Here is a 25,584-nt window from a genome sequence, read left to right on the forward strand (position 1 = left end):
CTCCCGGACATCGGCAGTCTTTCGTGCATTCGTGCCCGCCGCGTGTGGGACGATGAATACACAGGTCGTCACCAGAATCCGTCGAGAAGGGCCCCGCTCCAATGAACAACTATCCGCAGAACCAGTGGGAGCAGGCGCCGCCGACGAATGAATGGGCACAGCAGCCTGCCCAGCAGTCCCGTGGGTGGCTGTGGATACTCCTGTTCATTGCCGTTGCCGTGGTCGTGACTGCGGTGGGTGTCGCCGCGGTGCTCTTCGGCTGGGTCGGGGGCGGGGGAACGTCCGGCAGTGGGCCGGTGACCTCCACCTACACCAGCACGGTGCAGGCCGAGCCGCAGGAACGTGCCGAACAGGCGGTACCGGCCGGGTCGATCCCGGCGAACGCCGCGGCCCGGGACAACGCCCCCACCGGCGACTACAACAGTGTGTGGCGCGGGACGAGTGTCACCAGCGAGCCCTTCGCCAACGCGGTGCGAGACGCGTTCGTGGAGAACTACCTCGCTACCGGTGACACGGATGCCACCCTCCAGGTGTACAGCTCGGTCACCGGCGCGACCTACACCATGACCTGCCGCGACACCGGGTCCTACGTCACCTGCACCGGTGGCAACAACGCGGTCGTCCACATCTCATGAGACGGTGGTGGGCAGTCCTCCTGACGGCGGCCCTGCTTCCCGGGTGCACCATCCCGGTGGGAGAGGACACTCCGGAACCCGATGTGGTGGTGACGGTGACGGAGACGCGGGCGTCGAGAAGCGAGGGGGACACCCTGGAGGCGGCGGTCCGGGAGGTGCTCGCCCGTTACGGGGGTTCCGCGGGCGTGGCGGTGTCCGACGGCCGTGAGATCTACACCGCGGGCGATATGACGGCGGTACCGGCGTGGTCGACGATCAAGGTGCCGCTGGCCATTGCGGCCCTGCGGGTCGATCCGGAGATGGCTCCGAGCGCGGCCGCGGCGATCCGGGTCTCGGACAACGCCGCCGCGGAGACGCTGTGGCTGGCGTCCGGCGCGGTGGGAGTGGATGCGGTCCTCGCGGAGGGGCAGGCGGGGACCGTGGTCAACCAGGAGGTCCGGCGCCCGGAATTCAGCATCTTCGGGCAGACCGCCTGGTCGGCGGCCGACCAGGCCCGCTTCGCCGCGCACCTGCCGTGCATTGCGGGCGGAGAACCTGTCCTGCAGGACATGGCGGCCATTGATCCCTCCCAGTCCTGGGGGCTGGGAACGCTGGCCGGCGCCCGCTTCAAGGGTGGGTGGGGTCCGGACCTGAACGGAACGTACACCGCCCGGCAGCTCGGCCTCGCGCCGGGTGCCGACGGCGAGCGGGCAGTGGCCGTGGTGGCCACGCCGGCCTCGGGGAGCCTGGCGGACGCCCAGGAGATGACGACGCTGCTCGTCCAGGCTCTCGGTGACCTGACGCAGTTTCCCGCCGCCCGCTGCTGAGCACTAGCGGTTGAGCGTCACCTCCGCCCGGGCCAGCAGGTCGGTGACACTGCGCTGCGCCGGGATATAGAGGAACGTCAGGGCGATGAAGCCCTCGACCAACAGCACGGGGTGGCCGACGGCGAAGGCGAGGAAGAGCGCAGGGAGCAGCCACAGGTTGCGCGCCGCCACCCGCACCAGGCGGAACCCGGGTGCGTGGGTGACGCGGAGCCGGAAGAGGGCCTTGCCGGGCGTGGGGGCGTCGAGCAGCTCGGTGACCACCTTGAGCAGCGCCAGCACCACGAGCCCCCCGGCCCACCACGACCAGCCGAGGAGCGGGGCCAGGGCGAGGGCGAGCAGGGAACTCAGCGCCATGTCGACGGCCCACGCCAGGGCGCGGCGCGGGGAGACGTGGTCGACGGGGTCGGGCACCCGGCGGGGCGCGGCGGGATCGATGACGAAGGCCCCGCCCAACAGGTCAGTCACCGAGCGGCGGTCAGGGCCGAGGATGATCGAGATCCCCACCGTCGCCGCCATGGCCCACAGGTTCTCGTCGCGCGGACTGAGCAGGACCGTCAGGGGTGCGAGCCACAGCCAGGTGTTCCGCAGGACGGCCTGCGGCAGGCGCATCCACGTCACCTCGCCGGGGAATTTCACGCGGAGGCCCGCCAGCCATTTGCCGGGGCTGGCTCCCCACCCGGTCTCGGTGATGATCCGCACGGCGGCGGCGCAGAGCAGGGCGGCGGAGAAGACGTCGAGGGTGACGGGCTCGCGGGTGAGGGTCTGCAGGGCCAGTGCCGCCAAGATGAGGGCGAGCACCTCGCCGGAGGTCGCCGCCGCGCGCGTGAACAGACCCGCAGGAGCGGGGGCGAGGTGCGCGGAGGTGCTCATGGCCACGATGGTACCCATCAGTTGCGCTGTTGAGGACCCCTTAAAGAACGATGACCTCGGGGGAGCGGCCGACACCGAGCATGCCCAGGGGGAGTCCGGTGTCGCTGGGCCAGTAGAGCTGCGGCTCGTGGACGATGACGGTCACGCGCTGGTTGACGTGGGGCAGCCAGGTGGCGGAATCATCCCCGTAGGCGGTGGTGCTGCCCAGGGACACCTCGCTGATCGTCCGGGGTAGGGGGCCGGAGCCGGGGCTGCGGGCCGTGAACTCCACGGGGGCGTCGAGCTCCAGGATGTAGTAGCGGTTGCTCTCCGGCTCGCCGTTGGGTGCCGGCCGACCCTTCATCACCTCGCTGGTGCTCTTCTCCCGGACGGTGCCGGTGAAACTCGGCAGATCTGACTCCGCCGCGGCGGCCGTCGTCGGCTGCGCCCTGGACTGGGCCTGCTCCGTGACCACCACCGTCTCCACCACCACCTCCTCCTGCTCCTGCCCGGCGCTGCAGGCGCTCAGAGTCAGCGACAGCACGACAGCGAGGACGAGGTGGGTGCGCATGCCTGCAGGGTAGTTCATAATTGGCCCCATGACCTCCCCTGTCGGCCCCGCCCTCCTCTTCGCCCCCGCGCACCGCCCGGACCTGCTGCCCAAGGCCTTCGCCCGGGCGGACACGGTCATCGTCGATCTCGAGGACGGCGCCGGTGCCGGAGACCGGGCCGCGCTGCATGCCGCGGTGCGGGCCGCGGAGCTCGACCTCGCCCGGACGGTCCTGCGCACCGTCGGTCCGCAGTCACCGTCCTTTCTTGACGACGTCGCCCTCTCCCGCGAGCTGGGCATCGGCACGGTCATGGTCCCCAAGGTGGGATCGACGCTGCCGGAAGGGTTGGCGGGGCTGGAGGTCATCGCCATGATCGAGACCCCGCAGGCGCTGGCCGGCATCGCGGGAATCGTGGCGCGGGAGGAGGTTGTGGGCCTGTTCTGGGGCGCGGAGGACCTCATCACGCTGCTGGGTGGGACCCACTCACGCCGCCAGCCCGATGAGCGCGGGGCGGGGGAGTACCGCGACGTCATCCGCCACGCCCGCGCGCAGGTCCTCGTGCACGCGGCGGCGGCCGGGAAGTTCGCCGTCGACGCCATCCACGCCGATTTCCGGGATGCGGAGGGGCAGTACGCGGAGGCCCTCGACGCCGCCCGCTCGGGCTTCCTCGGCACCGCGTGCATCCATCCCGCGCAGGTGGAGATCGTCCGCCGGGCCTACCGCCCCGAAGAGGAGCAGGTCCGGTGGGCGCGGGCCGTGGTGGCCGGTGCCGCCGAGCAGGACGGCGCCTTCCAGGTCGACGGCATGATGATCGATGCCCCGCTGGTCAGCCAGGCAGAGCGCATCCTGCGCCGCGCTGAATGACCGTGGTGTGTGCAGCCCGGTCCGCCAGGGAACGGTGGTCCGGGGCCAGCAGCGCGCTGAGGCCGATGACGCAGGCCAGCAGCGAGTACCAGGGGACGACCGGCAGCAGATAGCCCAGCGGGATGGGGATGATGAGCCACAGGTGCCGGACGAGGGGTGCCCAGCGGGGACCGGCGGCGTCGATGCGCATCATCATCTTTCCCGGGCTGCGGCGCCACACCAGCTCCGGCAGGGTGCGCACCGCCCAGGTCAGACCCAGCAAGGCGGGGGCGGGGTCGACCCCGCCCGCCCCGGGGGAGCCGAGCGCGAGGTAGAGCAGGGAGGCGATCCCGACGTCGATGAGGAAGGCGATGAGCCGTCGGGCCAGGCAGCTACTCACTGATGAGTGCCAGGGTGAGCTCCGCGCGGTCGGCGGGGAGCTCGGCGTGGAGGACGTCGAGGGCGGCGTCGGCCAGCATGATGGCGATGGGGGGCAGCGCGGTGTCGGAGAGCTCGGCGGGGACGGTGCCGTCGTTGCCGCGCATCTCGATGACCGAGAGCGCGATGTGGAAGGGCAGATCCACACGGGGATCATCGGCGCCAACCAGGTCGGCGGCCAGGGAGCGGAAGAGGTCCCGCAGCTCCGTGCGCTGCGCGTGGTACTCGGAGAACTCCTCCGAGGCGGCGACGGGCAGCTGATAGAGGCGGCCGATGTTCCAGCGGGTGGACAGCAGCAGGCGGGCCTCCGCGGCGACGAGCGCCCACAGGCGCAGGGCCGGGGAAGCCTCGGACTCGCCGAGGGCGGCCGCCAGCTCGGTCGACGGCTCGATGGTCGACTTCAGCAGCGTCAGAAAGATCTCGGTCTTCGAGGGGAAGTGGTAGTACAGCGAGGCCTGGCGGATGCCCACGGCGTCCGCGATCTGGTGCGTCGAGGTCGAGGCGAAACCCTGCGTGGTGAACAGCTCGGCGGAGGCGTCGAGAATCTCCTCGCGCGCCGTCGCTCCCCGACGACGCGGACTGTTCTTGCGGGGACGTCCCACGGCACGTGCCATACGAGGCGCTCCTTCCTGCGGATTTCTGTTCGTCTCAAGATACCAGCGTCAGGGCAACGCGATGCCGTGGCGTCCGGCGATGGAACGCAGCGCCACGCTGACCAGCCGCGCGGCCGCCCCGTAGGCGCTGCGGTCCAGGGCGGGCAGGGAACGCATCGTCTCCTCCTGCCCCCAGGTGCCGTGGCGCCAGCTGCGCAGCTCCATGCCCAGCCCGGTGCTCCAGGCCTGGCCGAGGGCCGCCGCCTCATCGGCGGTGAGGATGTCCTTCTCCCGTGCGGCGGTAAGGCGCTCGAGGGTGGTGCCCCGGGGGCTGCCGGCCGCCAGGCCCGCCCACCGCGCCACCGCCACCGCCGGGGCCAGGAGGGTGCCGGACACATCGACGGGGGAGTCCTGATCAGGCAGTCCCTCCGCCAGGCGCAGGGCGGGCGGCAGCTGGGCGAGAGAGGGGGCGATGAGCTGGTCGGCCACGGCCGGATCACTGAGCAGGCCGGCGTCGACGGCCAGCGCGATGACCGCCACGTCCTGCTCCTCGACAGCCCGCTGCGCCCACGCCTGCCACAGCTCCGACGTGCCCGCGTCGTAGAGCCCGCCGACCTCCAGGTCCGCGGTGAGCTCCAGGAGCGCGGCGTTGGCCGCGGTGGTGTCGCCGACGATGATCCACGAGACGGCATCGGTGGGGATGGCCTCGGCGCGGGCCACCGACCCGGTGAAGTGCAGCCGGGCGCCGTCGAGAAGCTCCTCCACGGCGGGACTACGCGACCATTCCTGCAGGGTGCGGGAGTACCACCCGGCCAGCTCCGCGGCGGATTCGCCGTGGTCGAGGCCGTTGCGGAACAGCTCCTGCGCCTCTGCGAGGATGCCGCGGGCCACGGCCGGGGAGGCGGCCCGGCGGGCCTGCAAGGTCAGTTCGTCGAGGGAGGGATGCATGAGGCAAAAATACCACCCCCCACAAACAGCACCGCCCGCCTCCGACGATGCGGGGGCGGGCGGTGCCGAGTACTTCTACCGTGTCACACAGCCAGCGGCAAAAGTGCGCTGTTGTGACTTGCGTCCTGTCAACCGGTTTAGCGGCTGGTGAACGGCAGGAGGGCCATCTCGCGTGCGTTCTTCACGGCGGTGGCGACCTGACGCTGCTGCTGCGGGGTCAGGCCGGTGACGCGGCGGGAACGGATCTTGTGGCGGTCAGAGATGAAAAGACGCAGGGTCTTGACATCCTTGTAGTCGACCTTCTCAATGCCTTCGGCCTTGAGCGGGTTCTTCTTGGGGCGGCGGGACTGCTCCATCCGCTGCTTACGGGGGTTGGTGCGCTTCATGTTGGCCACTCCTTACCAGCTGGACTTACGGACGCCCGGCAGCTCACCACGGTGAGCCATCTCGCGCATGCGGACACGGGACAGACCGAACTTGCGGAGGAAACCGCGGGGGCGACCGTCATGAGCGTCGCGGTTGCGGACGCGCACCGGGGAGGCGTCGCGCGGCTGACGGTTCAGCTCGAACTGCGCGTCCAGGCGGTCCTCGTCAGAGGTGTTCGGGTTGGAGATGATGGCCTTGAGCTCAGCGCGACGCTCCGCGTAGCGGGCGACGATTTCCTTGCGCTGCTCGTTCTTGGCGATCTTGGACTTCTTGGCCATAGATTATCGCTCCTCGCGGAATTCGACGTGCTTGCGGGCGATCGGATCGAACTTCATCAGCGAGATGCGATCGGGGTTGTTGCGCTTGTTCTTACGGGTGACGTAGGTGTAACCGGTGCCAGCCGTGGACTTCAGCTTGATGATCGGACGAATGTCATTACGTGCCATTAGTTAGATCTTCTCCCCACGTGCACGGATCTTGGCGACGACGGACTCGATGCCGTCGCGGTCGATGACCTTGAGACCCTTGGTGGAAACATTCAGGGTGATGGTCCGGCCCTCGGAGGGCAGGAAGAACCGACGACGCTGCACGTTGGGGTTCCAACGGCGCGAGTGACGTCGGTGCGAGTGCGAGACGGTCTTGCCGAACTGCGGCTTACGTCCCGTGACCTGGCAAATAGCCGACATGGGTTTTCTTTCTCCTAGCCGCCCACGTCGAAAAGCATGCAAGGACCGCGCCGCACCGATGGGGTCCGCGTACCCTCGTGACTGAGTACGGGTCGGGGCGCAGTCTTGTAGCCGGCTGACGGGGCGTAGACGTTTACTTCGACAACAGCAAGGGACAACTCTACAGTCCGCACCCGGGAAAACCTAATCCCGAGTTCACAGGCCGAAGGCCTTCGCCAGGCGCAGGGCCAGCATCGTCCGGTCGCGCGCCCGCAGCTTACGTAGCAGCGCGGAGACGTGGTTCTTCACCGTACCTTCCGCCAGGAACAGCTCCGCGGCGATCTCCTGGTTGTTGCGCCCCTGCGCCACCAGCTTCGCCACGACGCGCTCCGTGCGGGTGAGCACGGCCAGCTCGCCGTCCTCTTCGTCGTCGCTTATCGACGCCCACGCGTAGCGCGCCACCCGGGGATCCAGCACCATCCCGCCCTCGGCGGCGGCCCGGATGGCGTCGGCCAGCGCATCGGGTGAGACGTCCTTGAGCAGGTAGCCGGAGGCGCCGGCGGAGACGAGCGCGGCGACGAGGGCGGCGTCGTCGAAGGTGGTGAGCACGAGGGTGGGCACGTGTGGGGCGCAGGCCTGCACGACCGCGAGGCCGTCCGCACCGGGCATGGCGGCGTCGGTGACGATGACGTCCACCCCGTGGGTCCGGGCCAGCTCGCGGGCGCGGGAGCCGTCCGTGGTGGTGGCGACGATGTCGATGCCGTCGATGGTCTCGAAGAGGAGGCTCAGCCCGCGCAGGAGCATGGGGTGATCGTCGATGAGCAGGACCTGCAGGGTCATGGGGTCTCCGGGAGGGTAAGGGTGAGCAGGCAGCCGCCGTCGAGGCCGCCGTGGGGGTCGATGCTGAGGTGGCCGCCGAGTTCCGTGGCGGAATCCTGCAACGTGCGCAGGCCGAAGTCCGGCTCGGCTTCATTGCCGTGGCCGTTGTCCGCGACCAGGACTTGGTCGTCGCGCACCGTGATGAGGACGCGGTCGGCGCCGGAGTGGCGCACCACGTTGGTCAGCGCCTCGCGCACGACGCGCAGGATGAACTGCGCCCGCTGCGGGGGAGGGGAGTCGGTGAGGTCGGCGTCGACGGTGACCTCCAGCCCCGTCGTGTCGAAGGAGGTGGCGAAGAGGCGGAGGCTGGCGAGGAGGTCGTCGTCGATAAGCCTTGTCGGACGCATGGCGCGCACCGTGGACCGCATGACGTTGAGGGATTCGGTGGTGGCCTCGCGGGCGCGCAGCACCTCGGCGCGGGCCTTGTCCGGGTCGCGGTCGATCATCCGCGCCGAGTAGTCGAGGCTGAGGCCGATGGTGGTGAGTCGGTGTCCCAGGCCGTCGTGGAGGGAGGCGGCGATGCGTTCGCGTTCCTGGGCGAGGGCCAGCTCGCGCGAGTCGCGCAGGCTCTCCCGCAGGCGGGCGTTCGCGCTCTGCAGGTCCTCTAAGGCCTGCTGCCGTCCGCGGATGAGCCCGGCCACCGCCAGGCCGGCCGCGACGAGCAGCACGGCGTTGACGGTCTCGCTGAGAATGAGCGACGGGGCACTGCCCGCCGTGAGGTGGACCTGCGCGGTGCGCAGCACGATGAGGACGGCGTAGACGCGCGCGGCCGTGGTGCCCATGCCCAGCAGCAGCACGATGATGGTCAGCCACTGCAGGCCGATGCTCACGGGGGAGTTGGCCACGGTGAAGGACACGAAACCCACGGCGGCGAAGGCCAGCGACGTGGCCCGGCCCGGGCGGGCCACCCACGCGATCCAGCCGAGGAGGAGGAAGAGTGCGGTCACCGCGCCAGCGAGCTGCTCCTCCGGCGTGCGGTGCGGCGCCAGGACGGCGCCGAGGAAGAGGAACAGTGCGACGCCGAAGAAGAAGGTGAGTAACCGTCGGTCCATGGGCCTCACGCTACCGCCGCAGCCCCGTGACCCGGGTCATGATTATGCCCCGCGGATCCGTGACCGCCGGGGGTTCTGCAGCGCCTTTCGCCTGGTTAGCGTCTGTAGGTATGACCACGAACCTGACTGCGAAGACCCCGTTGCTCCCCGTCACCTGGTGGGGCCTGCTCATCCGCGCACTGCTCGGCTTCGCCCTCCTCATGGGGGCGAACCTGGCCCGCGTGCCCTTCCACACCTGGGCCGCCCAGCGGTGGCCGGACGGTGACGCCCAGCTGGCGGCGACCTCGCTCATCTTCCTGCTGACACCGCTTCTCATCATCGCCGCAGTGGCCCTGTGGATGCGCCTGGTGGAGAGGGCCTCCCTCTCCGTGACCACCCTGACGAATTTCCGCGCGCTGCTGCCCGGCTTCGCCGGCGGCCTGCTCCTCGCCGGGCTGGCTGTTCTCCTGGGGTGGATTGTCCTGGCCGCCGTGGATGCGGGTACGGCGGAAGTGCCCACCCTCGACGGCAATGACATGGAGGGAACCTACACCGCCGTGCTCCTGGTGTTCCTCTTCATCCGGGCCGTCCTGCTGCAGGGCCTGCCGGAGGAGCTGATCTACCGCGGGTGGTTCTTCCACGTCACCCGCCACCGTCCCTGGCTCACCCTGGCGTGGACCACCGTGGCGTTCACGGTGATCCACCTGCTGTCCTCGGGCGGGCAGGAGAACGCGGCCGACCGCCTCTTCTACCTCATCACCCCGCTGGGCATGGGCTTCCTGGCGGGAGCAGTCGTCCTGTGGCGCAGGTCGGTGTGGTGGGCCGTGGGCACCCACGGCGGTCTGCACATCTGGATGGCCGTCGGCTCCGTCATCCATCCCGTGGACCTCGGGCGGGCGGCGTGGATCGTGCTCGGTGTGACGCAGCTGCTCGTCGGCGCGGTCATTCTGTGGATGTGGCAACGCGGGCGCACCGGGGCTTCAGTGGGCCTGCAGTAGCCCTATACCACGGAATTTCTGGAATGGGCACCCGGGGAGTATCATGGTCCGAGTTGTCAATCTCCAACCCAACTCAGGCACGATCCGGGCCTCTGACAGTCATGCCCTGGAACCGACCTGATGTTCAATCCTGAGGGAATCGAGACTTCATGAAGAATGATATCCACCCCGACTACCACCCGGTGGTCTTCCAGGACGCCGGCACCGGCTTCAAGTTCCTGACCCGCTCCACCGTCACGTCCGACCGCACCGTTGAGTGGGAGGACGGCAACGAGTACCCGCTCATCGTCGTCGACGTCACCAGCGAGTCCCACCCGTTCTGGACCGGCGCACAGCGTGTCATGGACACCGCTGGCCGCGTCGAGAAGTTCGAGAAGCGTTTCGGCGGCATGGCCCGCCGCAAGAAGAAGGCTTAAGGAGGTATAGAACAATGGCAGTTCCGAAGCGTAAGATGTCCCGCGCGAACACCCGCATGCGCCGCTCCCAGTGGAAGGCCGACAACGTCGCCCTCCAGGAGGTCAAGGTGGATGGTCAGACCGTCCGCATCCCGCGTCGCCTGGTCAAGGCCGCACAGCTGGGCCTCGTCGAGGTCGAGCAGTTCTAGACCTTTCTGAGTGACCGCACCGGTCCCCGATCCACCTAAGTGGAGGGGGCCGGTGTTTTTGTTTCCGGCCTGGTACATAATGGATCCATGAAGATACTTGTCGTGGACGATGAACAGGCCGTCCGAGAGTCTCTGCGCCGTTCCCTCATATTCAACGGCTACACCGTCAGCCTCGCGGAGGACGGCGTGGAGGCCCTCGAGGTCATCGGGCGGGAACAGCCTGACCTCATCATCCTCGACGTCATGATGCCCCGGATGGACGGCCTCGAGGTGTGCCGGACGCTGCGGAGCACCGGCTTCGACCGGCCCATCCTCATCCTCACCGCCCGCGACGGCGTCGCCGACCGAGTGGCCGGGCTCGACGCGGGCGCCGACGACTACCTGCCCAAGCCCTTCGCCCTCGAGGAGCTGCTCGCCCGCGTGCGTTCCCTCCTGCGGCGGGCCGCGGTCGAGAGCACGGTGGAGGCGGCGGGGGACGAGGACCTCGTCTTCGAGGATCTGCGCCTCAACTCCGAGACCCGCGACGTCGCCCGCGGCGCGCGCCCGATCAGCCTGACGCGCACCGAGTTCTCGCTGCTGCATCTGCTCATGCGGAATCCGCGCCGGGTGCTCTCCCGCTCGACGATCCTCGAGGAGGTGTGGGGCTATGATTTCCCCACCTCCGGCAACGCCCTCGAGGTCTACATCGGTTACCTGCGGCGCAAGACCGAGGCGGAAGGGGAGTCCCGGCTCATCCACACGGTGCGCGGCGTCGGCTATGTCCTGCGTGAGACCGCCCCGTGATTCTGCGCCGCCGCGCCACGGTCGCGCCGAGCGCTGACGCGGCGCCCTCCGCGACCGAGCTCCGGGACGAGCGGACCACCCTCCGCTGGCGCCTGGCGCTGCTCACCTTCGCCGTGGTGGCCTTCGCGGTGGGCCTGATGACCTTCCTCACCTATCTCACTGTTTCCCGCACCCTCACCGCGGGGGTGGATCACGATCTCGAGCAGCTGTCGGGGGTGCTGCTCGAGCAGAGCCTGGATCCCTTCTACCTGACGAATCTCAACGCCGAGATCCAGCAGTTCAAGATGTACAACCCCGAGACCCGGGTGGCGATCTCCCCGCCCGGCTGGTCCTTCTCCCGGGGCGACGCCATCCCCGTCGGCGGCGATCTCCGCGGACACCTGGACCACACCTCGCCCGTCTACCGCACGGTCGGCGGTGAGCGCATCATGTCGCGCTCGGATTCCCTGGGGACGACCATCGTGCTCGCCCGGGACATGAGCGGCACCCACCAGCTCATCACCTCGCTGGGCACCGTGCTCCTGGCCATCACGGCCCTGGGCACGATGCTGGCCATCGCCGCCGGGCTGGTGGTGGCGGCGACCGGTCTCGCCCCCCTGAAGCGCCTGCAGCGGGCGGTCGACTACGTCGCCGACACCGACGACCTGCGCCCCATTGCCGTGCAGGGCAATGACGAGGTGGCGCAGCTGACCACCTCCTTCAATGCCATGCTCGGCGCGCTGCAGGAATCGCGGACCCGGCAGTCGCAGCTGGTCGCGGACGCGGGGCATGAGCTGAAGACCCCGCTGACGTCGATGCGCACCAACATCGAGCTGCTCATGCTGCTCAACCAGCCCGGGGCGGCGGACCGGATCTCCGCCTCCGACCGACAGGACCTGGAACGCGACGTCATGGCGCAGATGACGGAACTGTCCACCCTCATCGGGGACCTCGTGGATCTGGCCCGGGAGGACGCCGCGGAGATCACCGTGGAGAGCGTCGAACTCGACGAGGTCATCGCCTCCTCGCTCGCGCGGGTCCGCCGTCGCCGCCCGGATCTGGAGTTCGACGTCCACATGATTCCCTGGCGCCTCACCGGTGACCAGTTCTCGCTCGGTCGGGCGACGCTCAATCTGCTCGACAACGCCGCGAAATGGTCGCCGCCGGGCGCCGTGGTGCGGGTCCGGATGATTCCGCTTGCCAACGACCGCGTGCAGCTCACCGTCGCCGATTCGGGGCCGGGTATTCGTCCCGAGGACCGGGAGCGGGTCTTCGAGAGGTTCTACCGGGCGCCGGAGGCCCGCTCGCAACCCGGCTCGGGGCTGGGGCTGGCGATCGTCAAGCAGACGCTCGTGCGCCACGGGGGGTCGGTCTGGGTGGAGGAGGCACCGGGGGGCGGGGCCCTCGTCGTCGCGGAACTGCCGGGACACCCGCAGCCCGCGGCGTCCAGGTAACGTACAGAAATGCCGCAGGATCGGTTCAGAGCAGGAGAGCACAATGACCGGCATGAATGAAGACAAGTCCGCGCCGGGTGCCTCGGTCCCCGGCTATGAGCCGGTGACCTCCCCCTACCAGTGGGAGGCGCCGCAGGCGGCCGAGGCTCCGCCGGCGCAGGAACCGCCGCGCAAGCGCTCCGTGGGGCTGGGGACGGCGCTGGCGCTCATGCTCGTCGGGTCTGTCGCGGCGGGTTCCATCGTCGGGATCGTCGCGGCGAATTCAGGCAGCGGGTCGACGGGGGAGACGGTCAATTCCCTGCGGGAGCCGAGCGCCGCCCCGCCGGAGGCGCTGCCCGGCGGGGTGGAGTCGGTGGCCGCGGAGGTCCTGCCGACGGTCGTGTCCATCCAGGTGGCCACCCGCCTGGGGGCGGGCGAGGGCTCGGGCTCGATCATCTCCTCCGACGGTTATGTCCTCACCAACCACCACGTGGTCAACGGGGCCGATGGCGGAGCAGGGCAGATCGAGGTCACCCTCAACGACGGTCGGACCCTGCCGGCCGATTACGTCGCCTCCGATGCCCCGACCGACATCGCGGTGGTGAAGATCCGGGACGTCTCCGACCTGCCGGTCATCGGTTTCGGGGATTCCGAGGCCCTGCGCGTCGGCCAGGAGGTCGTCGCCATCGGCTCGCCGCTGGGGCTCAGCTCCACCGTGACCTCCGGCATCGTGTCCGCCCTCAATCGCCCCGTGCGGGCCTCCGACGGCGGCGGGGAGTCCTCGCTTATCGACGCCATCCAGACCGACGCCGCCATCAACCCCGGCAACTCGGGCGGTCCCCTGGTGGACATGTCGGGGCGCATCGTGGGCATGAACTCGGTCATCGCCTCCATGAGCTCCGGCGGAGAGGCCGGGTCGATCGGCCTGGGCTTCGCCATCCCGGCGAACTTCGCCAAGCGCGTGGCCGATCAGCTCATCACCACCGGCCAGGCGACGCATCCCCGGATCGGAGTCCAGGTGGCCGGGCGTTCCGACGTCCACGGGGCGCTCGTCGCCTCGGTGGAGCCGGGCAGCCCCGCGGAGGAGGCCGGGCTGCAGTCCGGCGATGTCGTGCGCCGGGTGGATGAGCGGATCATCGACAACTCGGACGCTCTCGTGGCCACCATCCGCTCCCTGGAATTCGGACAGGTGGTCACCCTCGAAGTTCTTCAGCCGGATACGGGGCAGACACGAGAGGTAGAGGTTACGCTGACCACAGAGTAGATTTTGAGCAATAAACAGAAAACAATGTCAGACCCTCTGAGGATGGAGAACACCGTGCACACCGTAGATGAGCCCCCGCGCACGTCGGCACTGCTGGATGTCGTCGAGCCGGATGCGGCCTTCCTGATCGCCACGGAGAACGAGAACACTCCGCCGGCCCGCCGCCGGGCGCTCGTGGTGCTGGTGGCGGATCACGTGCTCGGCTCGGGGGAGGACACGGACCGCCTGGTGACGGAGCTGCTCGTCGAGGCCGGCTTCGCCGTCGACGCGGTCATCTCCGTGCGGTCGAAGAAGAACCAGATCCGGCAGGCCATCGAGACGGCCGTCATCGGGGGAGTGGATCTGGTGCTCACCGTGGGCGGCACGGGCGTCGGCCCGCGCGACCGCACCCCGGAGGCCACCCGGGCGGTGCTGGATCAGCTGGTCCCGGGTATCGCGCAGGCCATCCGATCCTCGGGTCTGGCGTGTGGGGCGGTCGACGCCTGCACCTCGCGGGGCATCTCAGGGGTCTCGGGCTCCACGGTGGTGGTCAACCTCGCCGCCTCCCGCATCGCGGTCCGGGACGGCATGGCCACGCTCACCCCGCTGGTCCACCACGTCATCGACCAGTTGCAGAAGTACAGCGTTGAGTAGTCGACGGCCACGCCGCCGGGTGGTCCGGCTCTCCGATGCCCCCGACATCGACCGGAACGCCGACCGCCCGGACTCCCTGTTCGGGGAGGTCCGGGCGGTGGATGAGGAGCGGGAGGTCATTCTCGACCCGGAGGCCGAGGAATCACTGTCCGCGGAGGAGTTCTGGCGCGAGCAGCGCCCTCCCCACTACTGAGTCGCGGGGCGCTGGAGCAGGTCGCGGATCTCAGTGAGCAGCTCGACGTCGGTCGGCTGCGGGTCTTCCTCGTCCTGCGGGATACCGCGCTTGGCGGCGGCGATCTCGTTGAGCTTGTTCACCGGGGCGACGATGACGAAGTACACGACCGCAGCGATGAGCAGGAAGTTGATGGCGGCGGTGATGACGGCGCCGAAGTCGAGGAAGGTGGCCTCGTTGCCGGAGACGACGTGGAAGCCGAGGCCGGAGACGTCCGCGCCACCCAGGGCCGCGATGAGCGGGTTGATGAGGTTATCGGAGAAAGCGGTGACGATGGCAGTGAAAGCGCCGCCGATGACCACGGCGACTGCCAGGTCGATGACGTTGCCGCGCATGATGAATTCCTTGAAGCCCTGAAGCATGGTGGTCCTTCCGATTAAGTCTGAGAGTTTTCAGGATCGACCAAACTGTAGACCATGCGCGGTCATTTCGGGAGTGGAGAGGCCAGAACCACCGTCAGGGGACTGATCAGGGACGCAGCAGCCACGGCATGGGCGGGTTCCTCCGGGAGGCCGAGGAGGAGGGTGCCGGGGGACTCCCGGGTATCCACCAGAATCACCCGCCCACCTGTGGCTATGACGTCTGGTTCTGCCCGTTCGGACTCTCTGCTCAGCACCGTGACGGTGTCCCCGTGGCGCAGCATCGGCAGTACTTCCGGTTCCGCAAGTCTCACCGGGACAATTGTCGTGACTTCTCCCACAAGGGCCTCGCTGAGGTCCGTACCCACCAGTCTCGTCGTGGTGAGCACCTCTCCCGCCACCGCCTCCACCGCCAGAATCCGGCCCTCGACGGCCGTGGGATCGACCAGCGCGGAGGAGGGCAGGAGGGAATCGGGGACGGGGACCAGGGCGACGTCGTCACGCGAGATCTGCTCCCCGGCGGCGACGGGGCGGGAGAAGACGAGCGCGCGGGAGGCGCCGGCGCCGACATCGTGCAGCGCGCTGGCCAACGCGGCGCACAGCAGGACCGCGGCAAGGCCCCGGCGCAGGAGCACGGCGCGCCGCCAACCCGGGGTGCGGAGCGAGGACAGGAAGGAGGGGACGGCAGTCATACAGTATTGGACTGCCCGCGCCCCCGGACGGTTCCCGGGACCGGGAAATCAGTCGAAGTGGCGTACCCCGGCGGGGGTGATTGCCATGGAAACGGGCATGTCGTGCTCCTCGGCGGGGATGTCGTCGCGGATCTCGCCGTTGTAGAGGAGAACCGCGGTCCGGGGCGGGTCCGCTGCGTCGGCGAAGCGGGCGAGCGCGCGGTCATAGAAGCCGCCGCCCTTACCCAGTCGCACGCCCTCCGGGGACACGCCCAGGGCGGGGATGAGGATGAGGCGGCAGCTCTCGAGGGCGTCCGCCCCCAGGCGCTCCCCGGTCGGCTCCGCGATACCGAGGACCCCCGGGGTGAGCGCGAGTCGGCCCTGGTAGCGGGCCCAGTCAAGGCGGCCACCCGGGAGGGAGACGGGCAGGAGGAGAGAGGAGGCCTCGCCGTGGAGGGCGTCGAGAAGCAGCGGTCCGCCGGGCTCGCCGGGCAGCGGCGAGTAGGCCGCGACGGACGTTTCGACCGGAGTGAGGGAGCGCAGCAGCGCCGCCGTGTGCGCGATGATGGCCGCGTCCTCGCTGCGGGCCTGTTCCGGCGACATGTCGCGGCGGGCCTGAGTCATCCGCGCCCTGAGTTGTGACTTCTTCTCCCGGATGTCCATGCCCTCAGCGTAACCCTGCGGGGTAGGGTGGTGCGTTATGAGCTTGTCATCCACCGACCATCCGCACGGGGTCAAGACCGTCATCGTCCCGGCGGCCGGCATGGGAACCCGTTTCCTGCCCGCGACCAAGACGGTTCCGAAAGAGCTGCTCCCGGTGGTGGACACCCCGGGCATCGAGCTGATCGCCGAGGAGGCCAACGCCCTCGGGGCCTCGCGTCTCGCCGTCATCGTCGCCCCCAACAAGCAGGAGGTGCTGCGGCACTTCGAGCAGTTCCCCAACCTGGTGGAGACCCTCGCCGAGCGCGGCAAGACCGAGCAGGTGGAGAAGGTGCAGCGCGCCGCCAAGCTGATGAGCCCCGTCGCCGTCGAGCAGGCCAAGCCCCTGGGGCTGGGCCATGCCGTCGGCCTCGCGGAGAGCGTTCTCGACGACGACGAGGATGTCGTCGCCGTCATGCTTCCCGACGACCTCGTGCTCCCCATGGGGGTCCTGGAGAAGATGGCCGCCGTCCGCGCGGAACTCGGCGGCTCCGTGCTGTGTGCCGTCGACGTGCCGTTGGAGGACGTGTTCAACTACGGCGTCTTCGACGTAGAGGAGATCCCGGCGGACTGCTCCCAGGATGCGGAGACCGTCAAGCGGGTTATCGGCATGGTGGAGAAGCCGGAGCCGGAGGAGGCCCCCTCGACCTTCGTCGCCACCGGCCGCTACCTCCTCGACCGCGGGATCTTCGCCGCCCTCAAGCGCATCAAGCCCGGCAAGGGCGGAGAAATCCAGCTCACCGACGCCATCGAGCTGATGATCCGCGAAGGCCACCCCGTCCACATCGTCGTCCACCAGGGCAAGCGTCACGATCTGGGCAACCCGGCCGGCTACATCCCGGCCTGCGTCGACTTCGGTCTGGCGCACCCGAAGTACGGTCCCGCCCTCAAGCGGGCCATCACCGAGATCCTCGCCGAGCATGAGGCGGGCCGTTCCGGCGCCGCCGAGCAGGACTGATCCCTCTCCGGCCACCCCAAGGAGTCAGCAGTGCGTTCCGTTGAGCACCAGCTCGCGCTGGTCACCGATGCCGCGGTCACCCCGGAACCGGTCCGTATCGCAATCGCCGACGCCCTCGGCCTGATGTGCGCCGAGGAGGTCCAGGCGACCCGCGCGCTGCCCGGCTTCCCGCAGGCCGCCATCGACGGTTATGCGGTCCGCGCCGTCGACGTCGGCGGGGAGAAGGGGCTCGGCGCGCCGGTCCCGGACCCGGACGCCCCCGTCGAGGCGGTGGAGCGCTCCCTGCCGGTGGTCGGTGAGGTCGCCGCCGGCTCCCAGCAGCCCCTGCGCCTGCAGCCGAAGCAGGCGGTGCGCGTGCACACCGGCGCCCCGCTGCCCACGCTTGCCGACGCCGTCCTCCCCCTCGAGTGGACCGACCGCGGCCGCCGTCGCGTCACCGCCCAGCGCGTCGTCCGCTCGGGCGACTTCGTCCGCCGCACCGGTGATGACATCCAGCCCGGCGACGTCGCCGTCACCGCCGGCTCCATCCTCGGCCCCGCCCAGATCGGACTGCTGGCCGCGGTGGGCCGATCCAAGGTGCTCGTCTACCCGCGCCCGCGCCTCTCGGTGATCTCCGTCGGGCGCGAGCTCGTCGACATCGACCGCGAGCCGGGACTGGGGCAGATCTACGACGTCAACTCCTATGCCCTCGCCGCCGCCGGGCGGGAGGCAGGCGCGGAGGTCCACCGCGTGGGCATCGCCGTCGGGGAGCCGCGCCGCCTCCGCGAGATCGTCGAGGGGCAGATCCAGCGCAGCGAGGTCATCGTCATCTCCGGCGCCGTCGGCGGCCAGAGCTCGGAGATGTTCCGCTCCGTGCTCGAGGAGCTGGGCGAGATCGACACCGCGCGGGTGGCCATGCACCCCGGCTCCGTCCAGGGCTTCGGCCTGCTCGGCGAGGAACGCATCCCCGTGTTCCTGCTGCCGAGCAACCCCGTCTCCGCGCTGGTCACCTTCGAGGTGCTCGTGCGCCCGCTCATCCGCACCTCCCTGGGCAAGCGCAACACCGCGCGCCGGGTGGTCCGCGCCCGGGCGCTCAACCACATCGCCTCGCGGGAGGGAAGGCAGGGCTACATCCGTGCCCGCCTCATGCGCGACGCCGAGACCTTCGACTACCTGGTGGAAGGCATCGGCGCGGCGACGGGAGCTCCCGCGCACCTGCTGGCCGGGCTTGCGGAGGCCAACGCGCTCATCCGCGTGCCCGAGGAGGCCACGGAGATCCGCCCCGGCGACATCGTCGACGTCATGTTCCTCGCCCAGGGCACTTAGGGACGTGTTCGACCCCTTCGGATGGGCGGCCCGCTCCTTCCACCAGCCCGCGCGCGGCACCCGGGACGTCATACACCCCGGCTGGCCGGAATCCACCCCCCACGTCCGCCTGGCGGACGGCGGGCGTCTGCGCCTGCGCCCGTTGACCAGCCGCGACGCCCGCGACTGGCGGGAACAGCGGCTTCTCGACGAACCCCACCTCCGCCCCGTCGAACCCACCGCCCACGACGGCTGGGCGGCCGCGCACACACAGTCCGCCTGGTGGAACTTCTTCAGCGGCATCCGCGAAGCCGCCCGCCAGGGGCAGGTGGTCCCCCTGGTCATCGAACTCGAGGGACGCTTCGTCGGGCAGGTCACCCTGGGCACCATCCAGCACGGCAGCGTCTCCGACTGCTGGATCGGCTACTGGGTATTCTCCGCCGCGCAGGGCAGGGGAGTGGCCACCGCCGCCTGCGCCCTCGGCACCGACCATGCCTTCCGACGCATCGGCCTCCACCGTGTCACCGCCACCTACCTCCCCGACAACCCCGCCTCCGGCCGAGTCCTCCAGGCCAACGGCTTCCGCGAAGAGGGCTACCTGCGCTCCAACCTGCACATCGACGGCCGCTGGCGGGACCACCACTTCGTGGCCCAGAACATCGACGACCATCATCTGTCCTGCGAGGAGCGTCTCCGCCGCGCCGGACGATTGCGCTGAACCGCCACGGCGTGGCAGGGCGGCAGGGGGATTCCCCGCCGATAGTCTTGACACGAATCCCCGTCCCCTCCTGAGGAAGGTGCACGACACGTGTCCAGTAGCCTGATCATCGTCCTGATCATCGTGGTGTGGCTGTTCGTGCTCGCCCCGCTGCTGATGCGTGGGCAGAAGCCGATCCGCAAGGCCGGAGAGGCCTTCGACGACACCCGCGTCATCCACCAGGGTGGCACCGGTGATTTACCCGCCCGCCGCCGCCCGCGCCTGAGCCCCGCCGACGTCCGCCCCGTGTCCGTCGTCGACGAGGATCTCGAGCTTATCGACGTCGACGAGGTCCTCATCGACGACATCGACGATGATGCGCCGCGCTCCACCCGCTCCTTCCGGGGACTGTTCACGCGCCGCGATGAGCAGGCGGAGGTCGTCGAGGGGGCGGTCGTCCACGAGCTCGAGGCGGCGGACGTTTCCGAAGTTACGGAGGCTTCCGATGCCGGCGATGTCGTGACCGCCGAGGTCGACGACTGGGACGAGTGGGACGAGGAGGCGACCTACGCCTACGACGACACCTACACCTCCCCCTCCGACCTCATGTACCCGGACTCGGTGGATTCCGTGGTGCAGGTGATCGATGATGCGGAGTCGGCGGACGCTGCGGAGTCCGCAGCTGCGGACTCAGACGCCGCTGACCAGGACTTTTCCGATGACCTCTCCGAGGAGGAGATCGAGTTCGCCGAGCACCGTGCTGCCCGCGGCGGGTGGGATCCGGTGGCCGACGCCGAGACCTCCACCTCCCGTTATCAGCGTCGCCAGCGCACTCTCCTCGGACTGGCGGGCGCCGTGGTGCTCACCGGCATCCTGGCCTTCGTCGTCGGCGGCTGGACCTGGCTGCTGGCCGGGGTGGTCGCCGCGGCCACCGTTCTCTACCTCGTGGCCCTGCGCACCCAGGTGCGCGAGGAGCAGGCACTGCGCAACCGCCGCATCCGCCAGCTGCGCCGCGCCCGACTGGGTGTACTCAGCGCCGCCGATGAGGAGCTGGCCATCCCCAGCCACCTGCGTCGCCCGGGTGCCGTCATCCTCGAGCGTGACGACGAGTCCCCCGACTTCGATGACCTCCCCATCATCGAGTCCCGCTTCGAGGAGGAGACTGTCCCGGCGCCGCGCCCCTTCCGCCGCCCGGAGCGCTTCTCCGACGACCGTCGCGCGGGCTGATTTTTCGCGCAGTATGGCACGCTGACCCCGGTGGGGAAGCGTGCCTTCTCGTTTCTGTAGGGCGTGGGCTCAGGGCCGCGTCGCCGGCGGGAGACGGTGCCACAAACTCGTGAGCGGTAGCCCACGGGGTGATGGATGCTGTGCTCATGAACCTCAGAAACATACTCACCGCAGTCGGCGTCATTCTCATCGGCACCGGAATCGTCACCTCCCTCGTGGCCTACACGCAGTCCGGAATGCCCCTCCTCGCTCTCACCGGTCTGGCGCCCGCCTTCGCCGGCCTGGTCACCCTCAGTACCGCCCGAAGCCTTGCGCCCCGCACCTTGTCAGCCACGGCGCTGCTGGGAATCGGCACCGTCGAGAAGCTGGAGCCGACCGGCATGAGCATCAATGACACCCCGCAGTACCGCATCACGCTCCGGGTCCGCGGCGCGGACCTGCAGGAGTTCACCGGCCAGCTGAAGATGTTCATCCCGCCGCACGAGCTGGCCGCCCTGCCCAAGGGCACCATGCTGCCGGTCGCTTATGAACCGTCCAAGCCGCAGGCCCTCATCGAAGTTCCAGCTGACAGGATGCCGGAGGCGCAGGATCTCATCGACCGCCAGCGGGTACACATGGGGCTGGCCGATCCGCAGGGCTCGGAGATCCACGCCCGCGGCCTGTCCACCACCGGTGTCATCATGGCGGTCACCCCGACCGGGGAGATCCGCCACGGGCACACCGGGCTGGAGATCACGCTCAAGTTCCCGACCAGCTCCGGCGCTCTCGTGGAGCGGAGCAAGGTGAGCTTCCTCAGCCCCGCACTGCTCTCGCAACTCACCGTCGGGCGCCAGGTCACGGTGTTCTACCTGCCTGAAGACGACACCCGCTTCTCCTTCGAGATCTCCACCATCGACGAGAACATCACTCGCTGAGCTTCTGACTGAGCCAGGAGCTCAGCGACGGAGCGACACCCTCCATGTGGAGGAAGAAGCCCTCGTGATCGGTGGCCCATACAGATGGGTCCTCCGGCCGGGGGTCATCGGCGTTGATGAAGTGGTAGTTGGGGTAGCCCTCGCTGTAGGTGAGCAGCACGGCGCGGGAGGCACGCGGATCGGCGACCAGATCCCGGAACCTCTGGAGCGCCACCGCCAGCTCCTGGCCGGCCGCGAGATCGACGGCCGGGAAATCCACCCCGAGGCCCTCCTCCCACTGGTAGACGATGTCCCCGGCCTGCCACTCGTGGGTGTCCGGGTCGTCGACACTCATGAGGGGATGCGGGAAACTCACCGCCTGCACCCGGGTGAGGGCGGGCGCGTCGACGGGAACGTCATGCCAGGTACCGCCGAGGCGGGCAACCTGAGCGAGCACGGCCGGAGAGAAGGGGGAGGGCATAGCACCGACTTTCGGATTCCGGGGGAGAAGGTGGGTCGTACACAGAGCGGGAATGGGCCCTGTGGGGGATCATGTTTCCATGAACCTCAAGATGATTCTCACCGTCGTTGGAGTCCTCCTCATCGGCCTCGGACTGGTGTTCGCCTCCGCCATTTACGTGCTGTCCGGGCAGACGTTGTTCGCCCTCGTCGGTGCCTTTCCGGCGGTGGGAGGTCTGCTCTTGATGGCTGTGGCCCGCGGAATCGCGGCGACACTCTCGCCGAATGCGCGACTGGGCGTGGGCAGTATCGAGAAACTCGAGCAGACCGGCCTGTCGGTCAACGAGATGCCGCAGTACCGAATCACCCTGCGGGTGCTGGGTGTCGGTGAGCGGGAGTTCACCGGCGTATTGAAGACGCTCATCGCCGAACATGAGGTTCCCGCGCTGACCAAGGGCACGCTCTTGCCCGTCGCCTATGAGCCGGAACGGCCGGACAAGCTGCTGCCGGTGCCGGCCGATCGTATGGGCGAGGTCCAGGAGATGTTCGACCGCCAGCGGGTGCTCATGGGCCTGGCGGACCCCCGCGGCCCCGAGATCCACGCCCGTGGGATCAAGACCACCGGTGTCATCATGGCTGTCACCTCGACCGGCGAGATTCGGCACGGCCACACCGGACTGGAAACGACCGTCCGCTTTCCCGGCCTCGGCGGAGCTCTCGTCGACCGCAGCAAAGTGAGCTTCCTCCTTCCCTCGGTGCTCCCGCAGCTCGCAGTCGGCAGCCAGCTGGAGGTCTTCTACCTGCCCGAGGACGACACCCAGTTCTCCTTCTCGCTGCACACCATCGACGAGAAACTCATCCGCTGATGTTCGACGCGGCCGACAGGGGGGAGTAACGTGCATATCAGTTCCACTCCGGAACATGCGGGGCTATAGCTCAGTTGGTAGAGCGTCGCGTTCGCAATGCGAAGGTCAGGGGTTCGATTCCCCTTAGCTCCACGAAGGACCCTGCCAGTTCTCGCTGGCAGGGGCTCTTTTCGTCCTTAGTTCCTGATCGTTAAGTCCTCAGGCTCGACATCAACCTCAGCCTCAACAGTGAGGTCCCCGTGGGCGGACACGCCGCGGAGCATGATGCTGGCGCGGTTGGCCGCCGACTGCTACTGGGCGCACGAGAGTACCGCGCAGGCGGTTCTCACCGAGGCCGGGCGTGCGCGGATCGTCGAGGGCATCCTGGCAACACTCGACGAGCAGTGAACGTGCAGCTCTAACCGGTGCCTTCGGAATCCAGGAGCGCGCTGAACCACTCGAGGCCCGCCCGGTGGGAGGTGATGCCGTAGTCGAGCGTGGCGCGGCCGAAGTGGGCGACGTCGGCAAGTTCGGGGGCAACGGGCGTGGCATCCACCGCGGTCGCGAGGTTCTCCAGTGTGGCCAGGTCGCGCGCGACGCGTTCGCGCATGGCGCTGAGGATGGCGGGCCGCTCCGCGGCGGGGAGGAGTCCGAGGAGGTACAGGCGGGGGAGTGCGGCGGCCTCGATGTCGGTTTCGGTGAGCGGGGCGTGCATCCAGGTTTGGAAGGCGCTGCGGCCGGCCTCGGTGATCGCGTAGGTCTTGCGGCCGCGGGCGCCGGGCTGGATCTCGTCGATGGCGATGTGCCCCTTGGCCAGCAGTCCGTCGAGCGCGCGCTTGATGCTGCCCGTGCTGGCCGAGTAGAAGAGCGAGATGCCCTGGTCGAAGGCTTTGACGAGGTCGTACATGCTCATCGCGCGCAGGTGCAGGAGTCCGAGGATCACGAAGGCCATGCCCTCACCCTAGCAACCCTTGACTCTCAAAGACATGTCTACTAGATATATCTAGTAGAGCCAAGGAGGCGCCATGAGCACACCCAACAGGTGGCTGACAGCGGTCACCGGACTGACACTCGCCAGCGGCTGGATCGGCGCGGGCGTGAACACCCTGCTCGGCATCGAGCACAGCATGGACTCGCCCGGCACACTCATCTGGATCAGCACGCCCCTCATCGCGGTGATCGCCACCCGGCTCGCCGGCGGCGCCCGATCCTCCGGCGGCTGGCGACCCCACTTCCGCACCGCCTGGCGCTGGTATCTTTTCGCCGCTGCCGCGTTCCCGGCCGTCACCGTCGCCAGCGGCATTTTGGGCCATGCCCTCGGGTGGGGGAGCCTGGACGGGCTGCGGATGCCCGCGCTCCTCGGCGCCCTGGGGGCCGCGCTGGCGGGGGCGCTGCTGAAGAACGTCTTCGAGGAGGCGGTGTGGCGCGGCTATTTCACCGGTGAATTCCTCGCCCGGCGTTGGTCGGATCCCGCGATCTACCTCGGCGGTGCGCTCGTCTGGGGGCTGTGGCACCTGCCCTACTACCTGTTCTTCCTCCCCGAATCCGACATGCGCGCCATCCTCGATGTCCCACCCTGGGCCTTCGCGCTCTCTGCCATCGCCGTCATGATCCCCTGGTCAGTGCTGTACACCGAGGTCTATCGCGCCTCCGGCACGATCTGGACCGTGGTGCTCATGCACGCCGTCGAGGACGCCTTCGTCAACCCCCTGCTTCTCGACGCCCACCTCACCCTCATCCCTACCCGGACCTGGCTGATCTCCCCGGTGGTCGGGATCATCCCCGGACTGGCCTACCTCGGGATCGGCCTCTGGCTGCGCCACCGGCGGCGCGCCCGGGCGCTCACTTCCGCCGGTAGTGGACGCTCCGTTGCCCCGACGCGGAGTTGAGGTGCGTCTCCGCGCCCGCCGCGATATCGGTGTTCTGGGCGGCCACGGTGATCCACCCGGCAGGCCGCTTCTCCAGGACGAAGGTGAACACCCCGTCGCGCTGTCCGGCTGGTTCCCCCTCGGGCGAGACCTGACCCACGAGGTGCCACCGGCTGTGCACGACGGCCGCCGCGCTGCCGAGCAGGCGCACGCGGGGCGTCTCCATCGTGATGCGTGAGCCGGGGAAGATCCGCTCGAAGCCGTAGGTGTGGGCCCGGCGGATGTCCGAGCGCTTGTGCCACCACAGCCCGACGACGTTGACAAAGTCGGCGTCCTCCGCGAACAGTGCGGCCAGGGCGTCGGCGTCCGCCCGGTTCCAGGCGTCCTCCCACCCGCTGACGACGGCCTCGGGTCGATCCAGCATTACGCCCACACTCCCGATGTCCCGCGGCGATGAGATTCGAGAAGGTGGGTGTCCACCATGCCGATGGCCTCCATGAGCGCGAAGCACATGACCGGCCCGACGAAGGTGAACCCGGCCTTCTTCAGCGCCTTCGACAGGGCCTCGGATTCGGGGGAGCGGCTGGGGATCTCGGCCAGCGTGCGTGGCGCCAGGTTCGTGGCCGGCTGGTGCGACCAGATGAGGTCGGCCAGTCCGCCGTCTTCCCGCAGGTCGAGCACTGCGCGGGCGTTGCGGATCACCGCCGCGATCTTGCGCCGGTTGCGGATGATCTCGCGGTTTTCCAGAAGCTCCTCCACCTCCCGTTCCCCGAATCCCGCCACCCGCTCCGGGTCGAAATCAGCGAAGGCGGCGCGAAAGCCGGCGCGCTTGCGCAGGACAAGCTCCCAGGACAGCCCGGCCTGGAAGGCCTCGAGCGAGAGGCGTTCGAACAGGCCCTGTTCGTCGCGGACGGGCATGCCCCATTCGGTGTCGTAGTAGTGGCGGAGCAGGTCGGTGCCGGCGGCCCACGCAGGACGGGCGCGGCCGTCGGAGCCGATGATGAGGTCGGTGTCAGTCATGCCCTATTGGACTC

At 69.1% G+C, this 25,584-nt stretch carries 37 protein-coding genes and 1 tRNA gene; 20 read left to right on the plus strand and 18 right to left on the minus strand.

Going from position 1 to position 25,584, the window contains the following annotated elements; genetic code table 11:
- The first annotated feature begins 101 nt into the window (after positions 1–101).
- Positions 102–635 (plus strand): hypothetical protein, encoded by a 534-nt coding sequence (locus ACFPUZ_RS04810; RefSeq protein WP_377000429.1) that lies wholly within the window; start codon positions 102–104, stop codon positions 633–635.
- Entirely contained in the window at positions 632–1,441 is an 810-nt protein-coding gene (locus tag ACFPUZ_RS04815) for a serine hydrolase (protein WP_377000430.1), read from the plus strand. Before ACFPUZ_RS04810 ends, ACFPUZ_RS04815 begins: the two co-directional genes overlap by 4 nt.
- Positions 1,442–1,444: 3 nt before the next feature.
- Here ACFPUZ_RS04815 and ACFPUZ_RS04820 read toward each other — a convergent pair whose 3' ends face one another.
- Positions 1,445–2,311 carry an RDD family protein gene (locus tag ACFPUZ_RS04820; protein ID WP_377000431.1) on the minus strand — a complete coding sequence of 289 codons (867 nt, stop codon included), beginning with the start codon at positions 2,309–2,311 and terminating at the stop codon, positions 1,445–1,447.
- 40 nt (positions 2,312–2,351) lie between these two features.
- Positions 2,352–2,861, minus strand: a complete 510-nt coding sequence (locus tag ACFPUZ_RS04825; protein WP_377000432.1) for a hypothetical protein — start codon at positions 2,859–2,861, stop codon at positions 2,352–2,354.
- Between the two features lie 28 nt (positions 2,862–2,889).
- Between ACFPUZ_RS04825 and ACFPUZ_RS04830 the strand changes: the two genes are divergently transcribed.
- A complete protein-coding gene (locus tag ACFPUZ_RS04830) occupies positions 2,890–3,705 on the plus strand; it encodes an HpcH/HpaI aldolase/citrate lyase family protein (protein ID WP_377000433.1) in 816 nt (271 codons plus the stop codon).
- On the opposite strand, the gene ACFPUZ_RS04835 is transcribed toward ACFPUZ_RS04830, so the two are convergent.
- The 9 genes from ACFPUZ_RS04835 to ACFPUZ_RS04875 all read right to left on the minus strand — a co-directional run bounded on the left by ACFPUZ_RS04835 (position 3,668) and on the right by ACFPUZ_RS04875 (position 8,685).
- The gene (locus ACFPUZ_RS04835) at positions 3,668–4,084 is read right to left on the minus strand and encodes an RDD family protein (RefSeq protein WP_377000435.1); all 417 of its coding nucleotides are present in this window, start codon (positions 4,082–4,084) and stop codon (positions 3,668–3,670) included. The two genes, ACFPUZ_RS04830 and ACFPUZ_RS04835, sit on opposite strands and share 38 nt — an antisense overlap.
- Complete coding sequence (locus ACFPUZ_RS04840) at positions 4,077–4,736, minus strand: TetR/AcrR family transcriptional regulator (RefSeq protein ID WP_377000436.1); 660 nt, start codon at positions 4,734–4,736, stop codon at positions 4,077–4,079. The genes ACFPUZ_RS04835 and ACFPUZ_RS04840 overlap by 8 nt, the downstream gene beginning before the upstream one ends.
- A gap of 48 nt (positions 4,737–4,784) precedes the next feature.
- The gene (locus ACFPUZ_RS04845) at positions 4,785–5,663 is read right to left on the minus strand and encodes a putative nucleotidyltransferase substrate binding domain-containing protein (RefSeq protein ID WP_377000439.1); all 879 of its coding nucleotides are present in this window, start codon (positions 5,661–5,663) and stop codon (positions 4,785–4,787) included.
- 137 nt (positions 5,664–5,800) lie between these two features.
- On the minus strand, positions 5,801–6,049 hold the full coding sequence (gene rpsR, locus ACFPUZ_RS04850) for a 30S ribosomal protein S18 (protein ID WP_040085295.1): 249 nt from the start codon (positions 6,047–6,049) through the stop codon (positions 5,801–5,803).
- 12 nt (positions 6,050–6,061) lie between these two features.
- Positions 6,062–6,367, minus strand: a complete 306-nt coding sequence (gene rpsN / locus ACFPUZ_RS04855) for a 30S ribosomal protein S14 (protein WP_377000441.1) — start codon at positions 6,365–6,367, stop codon at positions 6,062–6,064.
- A gap of 3 nt (positions 6,368–6,370) precedes the next feature.
- Complete coding sequence (gene rpmG / locus ACFPUZ_RS04860) at positions 6,371–6,535, minus strand: 50S ribosomal protein L33 (RefSeq protein ID WP_040085297.1); 165 nt, start codon at positions 6,533–6,535, stop codon at positions 6,371–6,373.
- Between the two features lie 3 nt (positions 6,536–6,538).
- Positions 6,539–6,775, minus strand: a complete 237-nt coding sequence (gene rpmB, locus ACFPUZ_RS04865; RefSeq protein ID WP_040085299.1) for a 50S ribosomal protein L28 — start codon at positions 6,773–6,775, stop codon at positions 6,539–6,541.
- 195 nt (positions 6,776–6,970) lie between these two features.
- On the minus strand, positions 6,971–7,594 hold the full coding sequence (locus ACFPUZ_RS04870) for a response regulator (RefSeq protein WP_377000444.1): 624 nt from the start codon (positions 7,592–7,594) through the stop codon (positions 6,971–6,973).
- Complete coding sequence (locus ACFPUZ_RS04875) at positions 7,591–8,685, minus strand: sensor histidine kinase (protein ID WP_377000446.1); 1,095 nt, start codon at positions 8,683–8,685, stop codon at positions 7,591–7,593. Before ACFPUZ_RS04875 ends, ACFPUZ_RS04870 begins: the two co-directional genes overlap by 4 nt.
- Positions 8,686–8,795: 110 nt before the next feature.
- Between ACFPUZ_RS04875 and ACFPUZ_RS04880 the strand changes: the two genes are divergently transcribed.
- The 8 genes from ACFPUZ_RS04880 to ACFPUZ_RS04915 all read left to right on the plus strand — a co-directional run bounded on the left by ACFPUZ_RS04880 (position 8,796) and on the right by ACFPUZ_RS04915 (position 14,551).
- A complete protein-coding gene (locus ACFPUZ_RS04880; protein ID WP_377000448.1) occupies positions 8,796–9,662 on the plus strand; it encodes a CPBP family intramembrane glutamic endopeptidase in 867 nt (288 codons plus the stop codon).
- A gap of 149 nt (positions 9,663–9,811) precedes the next feature.
- Positions 9,812–10,078, plus strand: a complete 267-nt coding sequence (locus ACFPUZ_RS04885; protein WP_303358832.1) for a type B 50S ribosomal protein L31 — start codon at positions 9,812–9,814, stop codon at positions 10,076–10,078.
- Between the two features lie 14 nt (positions 10,079–10,092).
- A complete protein-coding gene (rpmF, locus tag ACFPUZ_RS04890; RefSeq protein WP_085550106.1) occupies positions 10,093–10,266 on the plus strand; it encodes a 50S ribosomal protein L32 in 174 nt (57 codons plus the stop codon).
- An 87-nt stretch (positions 10,267–10,353) separates the two neighbouring features.
- Positions 10,354–11,049 (plus strand): response regulator transcription factor, encoded by a 696-nt coding sequence (locus ACFPUZ_RS04895; RefSeq protein WP_377000451.1) that lies wholly within the window; start codon positions 10,354–10,356, stop codon positions 11,047–11,049.
- A complete protein-coding gene (locus ACFPUZ_RS04900) occupies positions 11,046–12,482 on the plus strand; it encodes a sensor histidine kinase (RefSeq protein ID WP_377000453.1) in 1,437 nt (478 codons plus the stop codon). Before ACFPUZ_RS04895 ends, ACFPUZ_RS04900 begins: the two co-directional genes overlap by 4 nt.
- Positions 12,483–12,525: 43 nt before the next feature.
- A complete protein-coding gene (locus tag ACFPUZ_RS04905; RefSeq protein ID WP_377000455.1) occupies positions 12,526–13,725 on the plus strand; it encodes a S1C family serine protease in 1,200 nt (399 codons plus the stop codon).
- A gap of 42 nt (positions 13,726–13,767) precedes the next feature.
- Positions 13,768–14,358: a MogA/MoaB family molybdenum cofactor biosynthesis protein gene (locus ACFPUZ_RS04910; RefSeq protein ID WP_377000944.1), complete on the plus strand. Its 591-nt coding sequence runs from the start codon at positions 13,768–13,770 to the stop codon at positions 14,356–14,358.
- Positions 14,351–14,551, plus strand: a complete 201-nt coding sequence (locus ACFPUZ_RS04915) for a hypothetical protein (RefSeq protein WP_377000457.1) — start codon at positions 14,351–14,353, stop codon at positions 14,549–14,551. Before ACFPUZ_RS04910 ends, ACFPUZ_RS04915 begins: the two co-directional genes overlap by 8 nt.
- Here the strand turns inward: ACFPUZ_RS04915 and mscL are convergent.
- The 3 genes from mscL to ACFPUZ_RS04930 form a co-directional block, all read right to left on the minus strand.
- The gene (gene mscL, locus ACFPUZ_RS04920) at positions 14,545–14,952 is read right to left on the minus strand and encodes a large conductance mechanosensitive channel protein MscL (RefSeq protein ID WP_377000459.1); all 408 of its coding nucleotides are present in this window, start codon (positions 14,950–14,952) and stop codon (positions 14,545–14,547) included. The genes ACFPUZ_RS04915 and mscL overlap by 7 nt on opposite strands.
- A gap of 62 nt (positions 14,953–15,014) precedes the next feature.
- A complete protein-coding gene (locus tag ACFPUZ_RS04925) occupies positions 15,015–15,641 on the minus strand; it encodes an SAF domain-containing protein (RefSeq protein ID WP_377000461.1) in 627 nt (208 codons plus the stop codon).
- Positions 15,642–15,689: 48 nt separating this feature from the next.
- Positions 15,690–16,283: a 5-formyltetrahydrofolate cyclo-ligase gene (locus ACFPUZ_RS04930; protein WP_377000463.1), complete on the minus strand. Its 594-nt coding sequence runs from the start codon at positions 16,281–16,283 to the stop codon at positions 15,690–15,692.
- Positions 16,284–16,320: 37 nt separating this feature from the next.
- Between ACFPUZ_RS04930 and ACFPUZ_RS04935 the strand changes: the two genes are divergently transcribed.
- From ACFPUZ_RS04935 to ACFPUZ_RS04955, 5 genes are all read left to right on the plus strand, one after another.
- Complete coding sequence (locus ACFPUZ_RS04935; RefSeq protein ID WP_377000465.1) at positions 16,321–17,277, plus strand: UTP--glucose-1-phosphate uridylyltransferase; 957 nt, start codon at positions 16,321–16,323, stop codon at positions 17,275–17,277.
- Positions 17,278–17,307: 30 nt separating this feature from the next.
- Positions 17,308–18,582, plus strand: a complete 1,275-nt coding sequence (gene glp / locus ACFPUZ_RS04940) for a molybdotransferase-like divisome protein Glp (RefSeq protein ID WP_377000467.1) — start codon at positions 17,308–17,310, stop codon at positions 18,580–18,582.
- 4 nt (positions 18,583–18,586) lie between these two features.
- A complete protein-coding gene (locus ACFPUZ_RS04945) occupies positions 18,587–19,279 on the plus strand; it encodes a GNAT family N-acetyltransferase (RefSeq protein WP_377000469.1) in 693 nt (230 codons plus the stop codon).
- A gap of 90 nt (positions 19,280–19,369) precedes the next feature.
- The gene (sepX, locus tag ACFPUZ_RS04950; protein WP_377000471.1) at positions 19,370–20,485 is read left to right on the plus strand and encodes a divisome protein SepX/GlpR; all 1,116 of its coding nucleotides are present in this window, start codon (positions 19,370–19,372) and stop codon (positions 20,483–20,485) included.
- A gap of 146 nt (positions 20,486–20,631) precedes the next feature.
- A complete protein-coding gene (locus tag ACFPUZ_RS04955; RefSeq protein WP_377000473.1) occupies positions 20,632–21,399 on the plus strand; it encodes a hypothetical protein in 768 nt (255 codons plus the stop codon).
- On the opposite strand, the gene ACFPUZ_RS04960 is transcribed toward ACFPUZ_RS04955, so the two are convergent.
- Positions 21,389–21,859: a hypothetical protein gene (locus ACFPUZ_RS04960; RefSeq protein WP_377000475.1), complete on the minus strand. Its 471-nt coding sequence runs from the start codon at positions 21,857–21,859 to the stop codon at positions 21,389–21,391. The two genes, ACFPUZ_RS04955 and ACFPUZ_RS04960, sit on opposite strands and share 11 nt — an antisense overlap.
- 79 nt (positions 21,860–21,938) lie before the next feature.
- On the opposite strand from ACFPUZ_RS04960, the gene ACFPUZ_RS04965 reads away from it, so the two are divergent.
- The 3 genes from ACFPUZ_RS04965 (at position 21,939) to ACFPUZ_RS04975 (ending at position 23,090) form a co-directional block, all read left to right on the plus strand.
- Positions 21,939–22,703, plus strand: a complete 765-nt coding sequence (locus ACFPUZ_RS04965; RefSeq protein WP_377000477.1) for a hypothetical protein — start codon at positions 21,939–21,941, stop codon at positions 22,701–22,703.
- A gap of 59 nt (positions 22,704–22,762) precedes the next feature.
- A tRNA-Ala gene (locus tag ACFPUZ_RS04970) sits at positions 22,763–22,835 on the plus strand.
- Between the two features lie 96 nt (positions 22,836–22,931).
- Positions 22,932–23,090: a hypothetical protein gene (locus ACFPUZ_RS04975; RefSeq protein ID WP_377000479.1), complete on the plus strand. Its 159-nt coding sequence runs from the start codon at positions 22,932–22,934 to the stop codon at positions 23,088–23,090.
- Between the two features lie 10 nt (positions 23,091–23,100).
- Here the strand turns inward: ACFPUZ_RS04975 and ACFPUZ_RS04980 are convergent, their stop codons facing one another.
- Complete coding sequence (locus tag ACFPUZ_RS04980; RefSeq protein WP_377000481.1) at positions 23,101–23,634, minus strand: PadR family transcriptional regulator; 534 nt, start codon at positions 23,632–23,634, stop codon at positions 23,101–23,103.
- A gap of 73 nt (positions 23,635–23,707) precedes the next feature.
- Between ACFPUZ_RS04980 and ACFPUZ_RS04985 the strand changes: the two genes are divergently transcribed.
- Positions 23,708–24,571: a CPBP family intramembrane glutamic endopeptidase gene (locus ACFPUZ_RS04985; RefSeq protein WP_377000483.1), complete on the plus strand. Its 864-nt coding sequence runs from the start codon at positions 23,708–23,710 to the stop codon at positions 24,569–24,571.
- Here ACFPUZ_RS04985 and ACFPUZ_RS04990 read toward each other — a convergent pair.
- Together ACFPUZ_RS04990 and ACFPUZ_RS04995 are read right to left on the minus strand one after the other, a co-directional pair.
- Positions 24,525–24,974, minus strand: coding sequence for an SgcJ/EcaC family oxidoreductase (locus ACFPUZ_RS04990; protein ID WP_377000485.1), 450 nt, complete (start codon positions 24,972–24,974; stop codon positions 24,525–24,527). The two genes, ACFPUZ_RS04985 and ACFPUZ_RS04990, sit on opposite strands and share 47 nt — an antisense overlap.
- A complete protein-coding gene (locus tag ACFPUZ_RS04995) occupies positions 24,974–25,570 on the minus strand; it encodes a DNA-3-methyladenine glycosylase I (protein WP_377000487.1) in 597 nt (198 codons plus the stop codon). The genes ACFPUZ_RS04990 and ACFPUZ_RS04995 overlap by 1 nt, the downstream gene beginning before the upstream one ends.
- Positions 25,571–25,584: the final 14 nt, after the last annotated feature.

The organism is Corynebacterium nasicanis, assembly GCF_042658165.1.
GTDB lineage: Bacteria > Actinomycetota > Actinomycetes > Mycobacteriales > Mycobacteriaceae > Corynebacterium > Corynebacterium nasicanis.